This window comes from Rossellomorea sp. SC111 (assembly GCF_024733565.1).
Taxonomy (GTDB): Bacteria; Bacillota; Bacilli; order Bacillales; family Bacillaceae_B; genus Rossellomorea.
The window spans coordinates 112,553-126,121 of sequence record NZ_JANIOC010000012.1 but is presented as its reverse complement, the minus strand read 5'-3'; the positions used below and the strand labels follow the sequence as shown (position 1 = coordinate 126,121).

The following is a 13,569-nucleotide window of genomic DNA, read 5'->3' as shown; positions in this document are numbered from 1 at the left end:
CTTTCATCTCCTTCCGCCCTGAATCATCTGAGACAGAGTAATTTATTACGAAGATATATGTGATATGAGCATAAGCATGAGAGTAATAGCCAGCCCCTTACCACATCCAGTTTTTAAAAACACATTGACACTATTATAACAAGGACAAGAGTTTTTTGCAAGCTGCAAAATTGGGAATTCCAGTCACCCTTTGTCTATTAAAAATCATTCGATTATTAGATTAACGCTTCTTCGACTCTTCTGTCAAGACATTGAAAAACTCTTCATTCGTCTTCGATTGCTTCAGCTTGCGCATAAGCTTCTCGGCGAAATCAGGCTGATCGGACATGGCTTTTCTGATGGCCCACAGTTTTTCAAGGTGATCCGGTTTGATGAGAAGTTCTTCACGACGCGTTCCGGAACGACGGATGTCGATGGCCGGGAAGATACGTCTCTCTGCAAGGGAACGGTCCAGATGGAGTTCAAGGTTACCTGTCCCTTTGAATTCTTCATATATGACATCATCCATACGTGATCCTGTGTCGACAAGCGCCGTCGCAAGAACCGTCAAGCTTCCGCCCTCTTCAATGTTACGGGCAGCCCCGAAGAATCGTTTCGGACGGTGGAACGCCGCAGGGTCGATACCACCTGAAAGAGTTCTTCCACTTGGAGGGATGACCAGGTTATACGCACGTGCAAGACGAGTGATACTATCCATCAGGATGATGACGTCACGTTTGTGCTCCACCAGACGCATAGCGCGCTCAAGCACGAGCTCGGCCACTTTGATGTGGTTTTCCGGAACTTCATCAAAAGTAGAGCTTACTACTTCCGCTTCTACGGAACGTTCGATGTCCGTTACTTCCTCTGGACGCTCATCGATCAGAAGGATGATCAATTCCGCTTCCGGATGATTCGTCGTGATCGAATTGGCGATTTCTTTGATCAGCATCGTCTTACCGGCTTTAGGCGGGGCCACGACTAACCCACGTTGTCCAAATCCGACTGGTGCAATCAGATCCATGATACGTGTAGAAATTTTATTCGGTTCTGTTTCAAGCTTCATTTGACGGTCAGGGTATAAAGGCGTCAATCCTGGGAAATGCACACGCTCTTTCGCAGAATCAGGCTCTTCCCCGTTAACCATTTCAACATGAAGCAGTCCGAAATAACGCTCGTTTTCTTTCGGAGGACGTACTTTTCCCGATACTTTATCCCCGTTTCGAAGGTCGAAACGACGGATTTGTGACGCCGAAATATAAATATCCTCAGAGCTCGGAGAATAGTTGATCGGACGTAAGAAACCGAAGCCTTCTGATTGGATGATCTCCAGGACACCTTCCATGAAAAAGAAGCCTTCTTGTTCTGCACGAACTTTAAGGATGGCAAAAATCAGTTCTTTTTTTGTTAATTTACTATAATAAGAAACTTTGTATTGTTTGGCTAGCTCGTAAAGCTCTTTCAGCTTCATATTTTCTAAGCTAGAGATTGTTAACTCTTCCATTATGACACCACGCTTTATTAATTTGTCCTACCTAAAATAAAAAAAGAAGGGTAGATTTTCTTAAAATGAAGAAATAGTTGAAGCATATATAAAGAAAAAACGCTGAAGATAAAAACCTTATCTATTGTAACCATACTTTTCATTAAGAATCAATGACTGGGTAAAAAAAGGAAGGTAGATTTGGTAGATAGGCAGCATTTTTTCCCCTATGAAGAAAAAAAGTGAGTGATAAGAGCGTGGACGGGCAGAAGTCCTGCCCATCCGTTACTCTTATATAAGAGGAGTTGGTTTCTCTCTCTGTATTGCTTGTTTCTATTATCTCATGACCAGGTTTGGCTTTTTCTGAAGACTGTGGCGCCCGTCGATGAATCGGACGGTACCGGACTTTGCACGCATAACGACTGAATGAGTGAGGCCGTATGTCCCTTTAAGCTGAACACCTCTTAACAGTTCTCCGTCTGTTACACCTGTTGCTGCAAAGATGGCATCGTCACCGCATACAAGGTCTTCCATTCGAAGGATCTTGTCCACATCCAGCCCCATTCCGATGCAACGCTTGAGCTCTGCGTCGTTCTGCGGCAAAAGTTTCCCCTGGATTTCTCCGCCTAGGCACTTCAACGCAACAGCAGCAAGTACTCCCTCTGGAGCACCGCCGGATCCGAACAGGATATCGACACCCGTGTGATCGAATGCCGTGTTCATGGCGCCTGCCACGTCTCCATCATTGATCAACTTGATGCGGGCTCCCGCTTCTCTCAGCTGTTGGATGATATGTTCATGACGGGGGCGGTTCAAAACTGTCGCCACCACGTCTTCAATATCCTTATTCTTTGCTTTCGCAACGGCCTTCAGGTTATCGATGACAGAAGCGTTGATGTCGATTTCCCCGACCGCTTCCGGTCCGACTGCGATTTTATCCATATACATATCTGGTGCATTCAGTAGGTTTCCATGGTCTGCCACCGCGAGTACCGCCAGTGCATTCCAGCCTCCGGAAGCAACGATATTCGTTCCTTCCAACGGATCGACGGCTACATCGACGCGTGGACCGTAGCCTGTCCCTAATTTTTCACCAATATAAAGCATTGGAGCTTCATCCATTTCCCCTTCACCGATGACGACCGTCCCTTTCATCGGTACGGTATCGAATACATCGCGCATGGCAGAAGTTGCAGCGTCATCCGCTTCATCCTTCTTTCCGCGACCCATCCAGCGGGCCGATGCAAGGGCAGCCCCCTCAGTTACTCGAACAAGCTCCATTGATAAACTTCTTTCCATGTATATAGCCTCCCGTAATCCCTTTTGTTTTACAATATTCTTAAATTGTATAACATATTGACAGATTTATTGTAACACATTAAGGCGGTTTGAGAGACTATTTTTCGAAAAAAGTAGGACATAATGGTTCGTTTGAGTAGAAAAGTGCTAACAAAATGTTCAAATAAGCGAGTAGTTGTTGATTTCCGCTGCAGGTGCTCGCTTTCCGAGGGGCGTGAGTTGAGCCTCCTCGGGCTATGCCCCGCGGGGTCTCAAGATCCAGCTACGGTGGCTAGCCCCTCGAGGTCATAAGCTAAAAGGTCCAAGAAGGCAAAGAACGCCTTCCAGGCCCCTTCATCTTATGCTTGTCGGGGCTGAACGAGCCGCCTCCGCTTTTCGCCATTTCACGCGTTTCCCGCAGGAGTCGAGCACCTTCCGCTTCAATCAACTTAGATAATTACTTAATCTAAAAAATAAGTTGAACAAACATCTTTGAAATGTTCTCAAAAGTCTACGACTTCATCTGTTCCAATTCTTCAGCGGACATTTTTTCGCGCCAGATGGTGGCGCCGAGGCCTTCGAGTTTGGCGACGAGGTCGCTGTAACCGCGGTCGATGTGTTCGAGGCCGGTGACTTCTGTGATTCCTTCGGCCATTAAGCCGGCGATGACGAGGGCGGCTCCTGCGCGGAGGTCGCTTGCCTTCACTTTGGCACCCTGCAATTGGACAGGACCGTTGACGATGGCGGAACGGCCTTCGACTTTGATGGTGGCATTCATTCTTCTCAGCTCGTCGATATGCTTGAAGCGGGCTGAATAGATCGTGTCCGTTACGACGGCAGAGCCTTCTGCACGATTCAGCAGCGTGGTGAAGGGCTGCTGCAGATCGGTTGGGAAGCCCGGATAAACGAGTGTTTTCACATCTACCGATTTGAGCTTGTCCGCCCTGCCGATATAGATCTGATCGTCGTTTGTTTCAATTGGCACGCCCATTTCACGGAGCTTCGCGATGACCGATTCCATATGTAATGGGATGACATTGTCAACAAGTACGCCTTTACCTACAGCCGCTGCAAGGATCATGAATGTCCCTGCTTCAATACGGTCAGGAATGATGGTGTGACGGCAGCCGTGAAGCTCGTCCACTCCATCGATACGGATCACATCTGTTCCTGCCCCTTTGATCTTCGCACCCATATTGCTCAGTAACGTGGCGACGTCAATGATTTCAGGTTCTTTGGCTGCATTTTCAATGATCGTTCTGCCTTTGGCGCGAACCGCTGCAAGCATGATGTTGATGGTTGCACCGACACTCACGACATCAAGATAGATGCGGGCACCTTTCAATTCATCGGCACGCAGATAAATCGCACCCTGTTCGTTGGTGACTTCCGCTCCAAGAGCCTCGAAGCCTTTGATATGCTGATCGATCGGACGCGGCCCCAAGTGGCATCCACCAGGCAGACCGATGACCGCTTTTTTGAAACGTCCGAGCATCGCACCCATTAAATAATAGGAAGCACGAAGCTTTTTCACCTTCCCGCTCGGTAAAGGCATGGACACCATTTGACTTGGATCTACACTCATATCCCCATCTTCCAATGAGACGGAACCACCGATCTCTTCCAAGAGATCTTTCAGGGTTCTTACATCAGAGATATCTGGTAACCCTTCGATTGTGACCGGAGAATCAGCAAGAATGGTTGCCGGGATCAAGGCTACCGCACTGTTTTTGGCCCCACTTACTTTAATGGTGCCTTCAAGGGGATAACCTCCTGCAATTTTTAGCTTTTCCATATTAAACTCCCTTCCACTGTTCATCGATTTAGGGCATGCTTCCCTATATCTAAAACAAAAAGGATTATTTTTCCAATAGAAGACGTTCTAAGAAGTATTGTCTACTAGTGTATACATAATTCGTCAAAACATGTATAGGATAATCGAATTTTTTTCCTTTAGACCGATTGACCTAAAATCAGCGATTGTTCCAGTCATTCAAGAAGGCATCGATTCCTTTATCCGTCAGGGGATGCTGGAATAATTGCTTCAATACTTTAAGAGGAACGGTTGCGATATGAGCACCTCTGAGCGCCGCTTCCGTAATATGCTGCGGATGACGGGTCGAAGCCGCGATGATTTCCGTTTCCAGGCCGTGAATCGCAAAGATCTCGGCAATCTGGGAAACCAGCTCCAGGCCGTCATGACCGATATCATCTAATCTTCCTAAAAAAGGCGAAACATACGTCGCTCCAGCACGAGCCGCTAAAAGCGCCTGGTTCGCACTGAAAATCAGCGTGACATTTGTCTTGATCCCTTCTTTAGCAAAAGTAGATGCAGCGGTCAGTCCGTCCGGCGTCATCGGAAGCTTCACCGTAATATTCGGAGCGATCTTCGCAAGCTCCCGGCCCTCTTTGATCATGCCTTCAGCATCCAATGCGATGACTTCAGCGCTTACAGAACCAGGGACAAGATCCGTGATTTCTTTTAATCGGTCCTCAAAGGTTACACCCTTCTCTTTTGCTACAAGGGACGGATTCGTCGTCACTCCTGAGAGAATACCCCATTCAAATGCTTCCTTGATTTCACTCATGTTTGCTGTGTCTATGAAAAATTTCATTTCCTCTACCCCATTTTCGACAAAATTTTCAATCATCTTTTAATGAACGGAAGGGACTGACCCAAAAGGTATCAAACCTCTCCCGGTGCCAGTCCCATCCTACAGCTTCATTCTTTTTCTACCACATCAGGAAAGCCCCTAATCTATCACAGGGGACTTTCCAAACATTACCTGCCTATTACGCCTGGTTAGAAGAACCGAATTCGCGCATTTTACCGATTACTGTTGCTTTGATTGCTTCACGAGCTGGACCCATGTATTTACGTGGATCGTATACTTCTGTGTCAGCCGCTAATACTTCGCGTACTGCTTTAGCAGAAGTGATTTGATTTTCAGTATTTACATTGATTTTAGCTGTTCCGTAAGAAATCGCTTTTTGAATATCTTTTGTAGGAATTCCAGTTCCACCGTGAAGTACTAATGGTACTCCGGCAGCAGCTCCGATTTCTTCCATTTCTTTGAATCCTAGGTTTGGTTCACCTTTGTAAGGACCATGAACGGAACCTAAAGCAGGTGCAAGTGTATCGATACCAGTACGTTCTACTAGTTCTTGACATTCTTTAGGGTCTGCATAGATAACGCCGTCAGCGATGACGTCATCTTCTTGTCCACCAACTGTTCCAAGCTCAGCTTCAACAGAAACACCTTTAGAATGAGCATACTCAACCACTTTAGAAGTGATTTCAATGTTCTCCTCGAAAGGACCGTGAGAAGCATCGATCATAACAGAAGTGAATCCTGCATCGATCGCTTCTTTACATTTGTCAAAGCTTGAACCGTGATCTAAATGGATGGCAACAGGAACTGTGATGTTTAGGTCTTCCATAAGACCTTCAACCATTTTCACAACTGTTTTGAAGCCGCTCATGTAACGGGCAGCACCTTCAGATACACCAAGGATGACTGGTGATTTTTCTTCTTCAGCCGCTTGCAGGATCGCTTGAGTGAACTCAAGGTTATTCAGATTGAATTGACCTACCGCGTAGCTTTTTTCTTTTGCTTGAATAAGCATGTCTTTCATTGAAACTAAAGGCATAGTTATTTCCTCCTTTTATTCAGTCAGTCGACCATTTTGGTATAAATGGCGGTGTTATGTATAACACCTTGTGACATTGTTAACAAATTCATTTGTATCATACCAAAACAGAATTGATTTTACCAACTGCAGAGGCGAAATGTTAAAAATACTACTATTTTCACTATTCAAATAACTTCCTTATACTGGAATGTACTGTCTGACGGCCTGTCTGATATCGTCAATATCAAACGGCTTCGCAAAATGGGTAAGCGCTCCCAAGTCCTTTGCTTCCTGAATCATGTCGAGTTCTCCGTATGCAGTCATGATAATGACACGGATATCCGCATCTTTCTGCTTCATCCGCTTCAGGATTTCAATTCCATCCATTCCAGGAATTTTCATATCGAGCAAAACAAGATCAGGGGAATGCTTATCTACGATTTCAAGAGCCTGAATGCCGTTCGCAGCTTGAAATGTTTGGTAACCTTCCTTTTGCAACACTTCATTTAATAGAATCCTAATACCAAATTGATCGTCCACAATCAGAATCTTCTCATTCATATACCTCAGTCCCCTTCACATTTTAGTAAATTATGTATTCCGACGGTAAATAATTGTATATTTATTACTTATTCTCTTTTTCTGTAAAAAAATCCTGCTTGTTCTCAAGATTTTGCTAGAGACCTTTTTCCCCTTTATAATAAGGGTTATGATGAGAAATGTCGAAGATGAATATAAAAGGAGATTGAACTCTATGATCAAAATGTTCACTACACAGTTAACGGGATTGTTCAAACGGATGTATGATAAACAGGAATTCGAAATAGAGGACGGAGCACGCCTCCTTGCCCAGGCAGCCATTGGACAGGGAAGCATCTACATAAAAGGCTACCGGGAAATGGAAGCCGTCACTGCTGAAGCCCTGTTCGGTGCAGAGCCGCTTCCTTCTGCTAAACGATATGAATCTTCCACTGAACTGACTGAAGCGGATCGTGTGCTGATCGTCACCCGCTATTCAACGGATGAAGAAGCAGTGACGTTCGCGAAGGAGCTTTCTGCTGAAGGTGTGCCATTTGTAGCGGTGTCCGGATTGGTGGAAGGGGAAGAGAGCCTATTGGACCTTGCCGACATTCACCTGGATACAAAAGTGATCAAAGGGATGCTCCCCGGCGATGAAATCGGTGAGCGCGTGAGCTTCCCGTCAAGCATGGCTGCCCTTTATCTCTATTTCGCATTGGGGTTTGTGATCCGGGAGATGTTGGAGGAGTATGAGGAATAATTCCTGAAATAATTAAGAGACATCCGACCGGGATGCCTCTCTTTTTTTCAAGCCTTGCGCTTTTTCGCATGAATGTACGTCACGGCCAATGCTAATGCCAGTACACTCCCTTTGATGATTTCAAATGCATAGTATGGAAGGTTCATCATAGTCAATCCATTCAGCAGGACCCCGATCAGGGCTGCCCCGAAGAAGGTTCCGAGTATATTGGGTTTTCCCGCACCGAGGACGGAAAAGCCGACAAATACGGCTGCGACGGCTTCCATCAGTAGCGGGGCACCGGCGTCCATCTGACCGGATCCGACCCGGGCCGTGAACAGGATTCCGCCAATCGATGCGAATATGCCTGACAAAACATAGGCAATCAGCTTCACCCGCTTCACTCGGACCCCGGATAAGCGTGAGGCTTCTTCATTTCCTCCCGTCATATACAGGATGCGCCCCCATGTAGTGAAATGCATGATCACATAAACAATCGCGACCAGCACGAGCATGATCCATACCGGTACCGGCAGGCCAAGCCATTTACCCTGACCGATCCACAGGAAGGTGTCGGAGAATTCCCCCGGCGCCGTGCCTCCGGTTGTCATGGGCATGTGATTGTAAATCGAATAACCTTCTGTATATGTACGGTGAACACCTGAAATGATGTACATTGACCCTAATGTTGCAAGGAGGTCGGGAATACCGAGTTTCACGATCAGTAAGGAGTTGAACAGCCCCACCCCAGCCCCTACCAGTAATGGAGCGACGAGTACGATCCACAGTGGGGCTTCATACCAGACCATCAACGATGCCGTTATGACCGTCGATAAGGAAACCGTCGATCCGACAGACAAATCGAAGCCATCGACAATGAGGGTGAAGGTAACCCCGATGGCCACCAGTGTGACGATGGAAATCGACCGCAGGATATCTGACAGATTCCCGTATGTAAAGAAGAAGGGATTGTAGAAACTGAAAAAGAGGAGGATCACCACCATCAGTACGATGGCACCGTATTTAAATAGTAAGTCGAGTATCTTGCCTGTCATGCACATCCGTCCCTCCTGAAGCATAAAACAATATGGTTTCCTGCGTCGCTTCTTCTTTTGTTAGTTCTTTGACGATCCGGCCATCATACATGACGAGAATCCGGTCCGAGATCGCCAGGATTTCTTGTAACTCACAGGAAAAGTAGAGAATCCCCTTCCTTTTTTCGGCTAGGGATTGAATGAGGGAGAAGATTTCCTTTTTCGCTCCCACGTCGACCCCTTTGGTCGGTTCATCAAATAAGAATATCGAAGCCTCATCTGTCAGCCACTTCCCAATGGAAACCTTCTGCTGATTTCCCCCACTTAAAGAGTTCGCCTGAACCTCCTCATGGGCGGTCTTGATTCCAAGGGAGCGGATTTTTTCCTGAGCAAGCTTTCGTTCCTTCTTCTTATTGATCCATAACCCGTTGGATACTTTCTTCAAGGAAGGAAAGCTGAGATTGCGCTGAACGGATTCATGTATGAAGAGTCCCTCTTTCCGCCTCTCTTCGGGAACGAGTACCAATCCATTTTGAACCGCGTCCTTAGGAGAGCGAACCTCGAGAGTTCTTCCTTTGAGGAAGAACTCTCCTCCTTCAAGGCGTGAGGTTCCGAATAAAGCTTTGGCCAGCTCCGTTTTCCCCGCGCCGACCAGGCCCGCCACCCCGACTATTTCTCCTTCCTTGACCGATAAGTGAATATCCTTCACTTTTCTCCCATCATCCAGTCCCTTCACCTCATACAGCATTTCACCTTTCACAAGCGAACTCTTCTGGAAATCTTCCCGGAATGACCCACCCAGCATGGCCTCTATGATTTCGTGGGAGTTCGTTTGATTTGTTTCATACGTTCCGACTGTCTCACCGTCTCTCATCACCGTGATGCGGTCGGAAACTTGAAACACTTCAGGCAACCGGTGGGAGATGAAGATGATCCCTACTCCCTCTTCTTTTAAATCGTCTATCACCTGGAATAACCTTTCTGTTTCTGAAGAACTAAGTGGTGCCGTCGGTTCATCCAGGATCAGTATTTTTGCTTTGTGGAGAAGGCTCCGGGCAATGAGGACCAACTGCTTTTCAGCCAGACTTAACGAAGCGGCGGGCTGATGCAGGGGGATCGATTCTGCTTCGATCTTTTTGAGTGCCGCCTCGGCTTCTTTTTTCAGCTTTTTTTGGGTGATGAAGAGGGAACCTTTTTGAGAGAATTGATCCAGGCAGATATTTTCTGCCACCGAGAGCTCGGGAACGATGGCGGTATCCACTTCCTGGTAGACACAGTGAATGCCGTGTTCCTTGGCTTCCTTCGGAGATTCATAGACTTTTCTTTCAGAGAGAAGGGTGATGTCTCCGCTGTCCCCGACATAAGCTCCTGATAATATTTTCATCAGGGTGCTTTTCCCTGCCCCATTCGCTCCCAGTAGGGCATGAACTTCTCCCTCCCGTACATCGAATCTAGCATTTTTCAACGCTTTCACTCCAGAAAAGCTCTTGTTGATACCCAACATATTCAATAGTGGAGACGCCATCACTCCCAGCCCCTTTCTAGTTTGTTAACGAAGATTCGAGCTCTTTCAGCTCATCTGTATACCCCTGCTCACTCGCTCCCCATCCTTCAATATGCTCGTTCAATTGATCCGTTGTAATCGATTCTTTCGGCAAAGCAGCCTTTTCAATAAACACAGGGTCCAGTTTTACCTTTTCAGGCGTTTCTTTTCCGTTCAGATTTTGATAAAGGAAGCGGACCTGGACCCTGCCGATATCTTTCGGATCTACAGCTGCCGATGCCACCCATGGGCTGCCGGCTTTTTGAATGATCTGAAGATCCTCGTCACTCATGTCGATTCCGTATACTTTGATTTCATCTCTCCCAGCCGCTTCGATTGCCCGGACGGCACCTTTCGCAAATTCATCCCACGCTGCCCAGACAGCATCGATGTCCCCTTTGTTTGGATATTGTTTCAAGATAGCCTCCATCTGGGCCTGTGTATCCAGCGCTGTATTCTGACTCGCTGCTCCAAATGCCGCGACTTCTTTAATATCCGGATTTCCCTTTAAAAATTCTTCGTATGCCGCCTGACGTCTTTCCATGGGCGCAAAGCCTGCGACCCATATTTTTACGATTTCACCCTTGCCGCCAAGCTCATTTGAAAGCTTTGTTAAGGTTTGTTCAGCCATTTGTTTGTCCCCCTGCTCAAGGACCGTCACTCCTTTTGATGCCACATCCGCATCGAATACGACAACCGGAATATTTTGTTCTTTCGCCTTTTCGACCCCTGATTGAAGTGCTTCTTTCGTTCCATGGTCGATCAGGATGCCATCAAACTTTTGGTTGATGGCCGCGTCCAGGTTAGAGGACATTTTGGCGAGATCCCCTTCCGAAGTAAACACTTGAACCTTCCCCCCGAACTTTTCCACCTGTTCCTTTACCCCTTCTATGTATTGAGCGGAGAATGTCCCGAGATTGATTTGCATGATAAGGGCAATTTTTTTATTGGCTAACGGATGATCGGAAGTCGCTTCCTTCTTGTCCCCGCTATCTGCATCCGCCTCCTGTGATACCTTTGGCTGACAAGCCGCCAAACTGAAAAGTAGTACGATTAATACGAGTAATGATGCCGTTTTTTTCATCTTTCTTTTCTCCTCCCGAGGGATCCCCCTCCATTTTTTCAAATAAAAAAACCCCTTTTCCCAAGAGAAAAGAGGTTTATGTATAAATAAACGTGCTCTTATCACTCAGGAAATGCTTCCTGCAGGTCTTAGCACCTTTCCGTCGTAAACGGTAGGTTGCCGGGCGTCATCGGGCCAGTCCCTCTGCCAACTCTTTATAAGAGAATATGAAATTGGTTGTGCTAGCTTTTGCTATAATCGCTATATTAACGATATGTGGAAATATTGTCAATATTCATTTTTAAAAAAGTTCCTTTGTGGGGTCTGCAGAAATTGGCTACATACTACTGCCACACTACAAAAAAGCCCTCCCAAACCAGGGAGAGCTCTTCCAAACAAAATCTTATTTCTCACCATACGCAAGTGACGCTTCCACGAAGTCTCTGAATAGAGGCTGCGGGCGTGTCGGGCGTGACGTGAATTCAGGGTGGAATTGAGATGCGACGAACCATGGGTGGTCGCTCAGCTCGATGATTTCCACAAGACGGCCATCAGGGCTTGTACCTGAGAAGATGAAGCCGGCTTTTTCCATTTGCTCACGGTAGTGATTGTTAAATTCGAAACGGTGACGGTGACGCTCGTATACGACTTCCCCGTCGTAGGCTTGATAGGCTTTTGAACCTTTTGTCAGCTTACATGGGTATAGTCCGAGACGAAGTGTCCCGCCAAGGTCTTCGATGTCCTTTTGTTCCGGTAATAGATCGATGACCGGATACGGCGTTTCTGGATTCAGCTCCGCAGAGTGTGCTCCTTCCATGCCAAGGACGTTACGGGCGTATTCTACGGATGCAAGCTGCATACCAAGGCAGATTCCAAGGAAAGGAATCTTGTTTTCACGTGCATATTGCGTCGCAGCGATCTTTCCTTCAACACCGCGGTCACCGAAGCCGCCTGGTACAAGGATCCCATCTACGTCTGCCAGTTTTTCGGCAACGTTTTCGCTGTCGACAAGCTCAGAGTTCAACCATCTCACTTCAATGTCGCTGTCGAAATGATAACCTGCATGGCGCAGAGCTTCCACTACAGAAATATACGCATCCTGTAATTCAACATATTTCCCGACAAGGGCGATCCTTGTTTTGCGGGAAAGGTTTTTCACGCGGTCGACGAGTTCATTCCACTCGGTCATGTCCGCTTCATGGCAGTTCAGCTTCAAGTGCTGACAAGTGATTTCATCCAGCTTTTGATCCTGAAGAGCCAGTGGTACAGAGTAAAGCGTATCTGCATCCATTGCTTCGATTACCGCATGTTTATCGATATCACAGAATAGTGCGATCTTGTCTTTCATATCCTGAGTCATCGGCATTTCTGTACGCACGACGATGACATTTGGCTGGATACCGAGACTGCGAAGTTCTTTCACGCTGTGCTGGGTCGGTTTCGTCTTCATTTCACCTGCAGCTTTAATGTAAGGGATAAGCGTACAGTGAATATACATCACGTTGTCACGACCGACATCACTCTTGATTTGGCGGATCGCTTCAAGGAACGGAAGCGATTCGATATCCCCGACGGTTCCACCGATTTCCGTGATCACGACATCGGAATTCGTTTCGCGGCCGGCACGGTAAACGCGCTCTTTGATTTCATTCGTGATATGCGGGATGACTTGCACGGTCCCACCAAGATAATCTCCACGGCGCTCTTTTTTCAGAACGGTAGAATAGATTTTACCTGTTGTCACAGAGCTGTATTTCGTCAGGTTAATGTCAACGAAACGCTCATAGTGACCTAAGTCAAGATCCGTCTCAGCACCATCATCGGTTACGAATACTTCACCGTGCTGATATGGACTCATCGTTCCCGGATCCACGTTGATGTATGGATCGAACTTCTGGATCGTGACGCTCACTCCACGGTTTTTGAGTAGTCTTCCAAGGGACGCTGCTGTGATCCCTTTCCCTAGTGACGACACTACGCCGCCTGTTACGAAAATATACTTAGTCATGTATATATCCCCCTTAAAAGTAAGTTTGGTTCAAAAAAAGTAGAGGGTGTCTATTGTAGGTATGTCATGAATTTATCTTGTTCAAAGAAGGACAAGTCCATTCTCTTAAAATAAATCCATCAGCATACTCAAGCTTTAAGACAGCCTCTTATTATCAAGATACATAAAAATGTAAGGGGTCTTTAAAGATTCGATCCGCCACTTATGAAAGGTTGGCAGAAACCCGTTCATGTCAATGCATTCTTCTTACAAAAACAAAAAACGCCCCGCTTACAATCGTGTAAGGGGAG

The 13,569-nt window shown here is 46.7% G+C and carries 11 protein-coding genes and 1 riboswitch; of the genes, 1 reads left to right on the top strand and 10 read right to left on the bottom strand.

The window, feature by feature from the left end:
* Positions 1-220: 220 nt before the first annotated feature.
* The 6 genes from rho to NQ095_RS16490 all read right to left on the bottom strand — a co-directional run bounded on the left by rho (position 221) and on the right by NQ095_RS16490 (position 6,934).
* Entirely contained in the window at positions 221-1,483 is a 1,263-nt protein-coding gene (rho, locus tag NQ095_RS16515; RefSeq protein WP_060674356.1) for a transcription termination factor Rho, read from the bottom strand.
* A gap of 315 nt (positions 1,484-1,798) precedes the next feature.
* A complete protein-coding gene (gene glpX / locus NQ095_RS16510) occupies positions 1,799-2,761 on the bottom strand; it encodes a class II fructose-bisphosphatase (RefSeq protein ID WP_258264551.1) in 963 nt (320 codons plus the stop codon).
* Between the two features lie 490 nt (positions 2,762-3,251).
* Positions 3,252-4,535 carry a UDP-N-acetylglucosamine 1-carboxyvinyltransferase gene (locus NQ095_RS16505; RefSeq protein ID WP_258264550.1) on the bottom strand — a complete coding sequence of 428 codons (1,284 nt, stop codon included), beginning with the start codon at positions 4,533-4,535 and terminating at the stop codon, positions 3,252-3,254.
* A gap of 178 nt (positions 4,536-4,713) precedes the next feature.
* Entirely contained in the window at positions 4,714-5,355 is a 642-nt protein-coding gene (fsa, locus tag NQ095_RS16500; RefSeq protein WP_258264583.1) for a fructose-6-phosphate aldolase, read from the bottom strand.
* 178 nt (positions 5,356-5,533) lie between these two features.
* Positions 5,534-6,391: a class II fructose-bisphosphate aldolase gene (locus NQ095_RS16495; RefSeq protein WP_060674348.1), complete on the bottom strand. Its 858-nt coding sequence runs from the start codon at positions 6,389-6,391 to the stop codon at positions 5,534-5,536.
* 180 nt (positions 6,392-6,571) lie between these two features.
* Positions 6,572-6,934: a response regulator gene (locus tag NQ095_RS16490; protein ID WP_034765110.1), complete on the bottom strand. Its 363-nt coding sequence runs from the start codon at positions 6,932-6,934 to the stop codon at positions 6,572-6,574.
* Positions 6,935-7,127: 193 nt separating this feature from the next.
* Here NQ095_RS16490 and NQ095_RS16485 point away from each other — a divergent pair, with 193 nt between their 5' ends.
* Positions 7,128-7,652: a DUF2529 domain-containing protein gene (locus NQ095_RS16485; RefSeq protein WP_258264549.1), complete on the top strand. Its 525-nt coding sequence runs from the start codon at positions 7,128-7,130 to the stop codon at positions 7,650-7,652.
* A gap of 47 nt (positions 7,653-7,699) precedes the next feature.
* Here NQ095_RS16485 and NQ095_RS16480 read toward each other — a convergent pair whose 3' ends face one another.
* From NQ095_RS16480 to NQ095_RS16465, 4 genes are all read right to left on the bottom strand, one after another.
* A complete protein-coding gene (locus NQ095_RS16480) occupies positions 7,700-8,686 on the bottom strand; it encodes an ABC transporter permease (RefSeq protein WP_258264548.1) in 987 nt (328 codons plus the stop codon).
* Positions 8,655-10,190: a sugar ABC transporter ATP-binding protein gene (locus tag NQ095_RS16475; RefSeq protein ID WP_258264547.1), complete on the bottom strand. Its 1,536-nt coding sequence runs from the start codon at positions 10,188-10,190 to the stop codon at positions 8,655-8,657. Before NQ095_RS16475 ends, NQ095_RS16480 begins: the two co-directional genes overlap by 32 nt.
* A gap of 16 nt (positions 10,191-10,206) precedes the next feature.
* Positions 10,207-11,292 carry a sugar ABC transporter substrate-binding protein gene (locus tag NQ095_RS16470; RefSeq protein ID WP_258264546.1) on the bottom strand — a complete coding sequence of 362 codons (1,086 nt, stop codon included), beginning with the start codon at positions 11,290-11,292 and terminating at the stop codon, positions 10,207-10,209.
* Positions 11,293-11,387: 95 nt separating this feature from the next.
* A riboswitch (SAM riboswitch) is annotated at positions 11,388-11,495 on the bottom strand.
* 179 nt (positions 11,496-11,674) lie between these two features.
* On the bottom strand, positions 11,675-13,279 hold the full coding sequence (locus NQ095_RS16465; RefSeq protein ID WP_258264545.1) for a CTP synthase: 1,605 nt from the start codon (positions 13,277-13,279) through the stop codon (positions 11,675-11,677).
* Positions 13,280-13,569: the final 290 nt, after the last annotated feature.

What these genes read in the sequence shown, in the direction of transcription:
- NQ095_RS16490 (WP_034765110.1), bottom strand. Translation starts at nt 6,934, where the DNA reads ATGAATGAGAAGATTCTGATTGTGGACGATCAATTTGGTATTAGGATT.
- NQ095_RS16480 (WP_258264548.1), bottom strand. Translation starts at nt 8,686, where the DNA reads ATGACAGGCAAGATACTCGACTTACTATTTAAATACGGTGCCATCGTA.
- NQ095_RS16470 (WP_258264546.1), bottom strand. Translation starts at nt 11,292, where the DNA reads ATGAAAAAAACGGCATCATTACTCGTATTAATCGTACTACTTTTCAGT.
- NQ095_RS16485 (WP_258264549.1), top strand. Translation starts at nt 7,128, where the DNA reads ATGATCAAAATGTTCACTACACAGTTAACGGGATTGTTCAAACGGATG.
- glpX (WP_258264551.1), bottom strand. Translation starts at nt 2,761, where the DNA reads ATGGAAAGAAGTTTATCAATGGAGCTTGTTCGAGTAACTGAGGGGGCT.
- NQ095_RS16505 (WP_258264550.1), bottom strand. Translation starts at nt 4,535, where the DNA reads ATGGAAAAGCTAAAAATTGCAGGAGGTTATCCCCTTGAAGGCACCATT.
- NQ095_RS16495 (WP_060674348.1), bottom strand. Translation starts at nt 6,391, where the DNA reads ATGCCTTTAGTTTCAATGAAAGACATGCTTATTCAAGCAAAAGAAAAA.
- fsa (WP_258264583.1), bottom strand. Translation starts at nt 5,355, where the DNA reads ATGAAATTTTTCATAGACACAGCAAACATGAGTGAAATCAAGGAAGCA.
- rho (WP_060674356.1), bottom strand. Translation starts at nt 1,483, where the DNA reads ATGGAAGAGTTAACAATCTCTAGCTTAGAAAATATGAAGCTGAAAGAG.
- NQ095_RS16465 (WP_258264545.1), bottom strand. Translation starts at nt 13,279, where the DNA reads ATGACTAAGTATATTTTCGTAACAGGCGGCGTAGTGTCGTCACTAGGG.
- NQ095_RS16475 (WP_258264547.1), bottom strand. Translation starts at nt 10,190, where the DNA reads ATGGCGTCTCCACTATTGAATATGTTGGGTATCAACAAGAGCTTTTCT.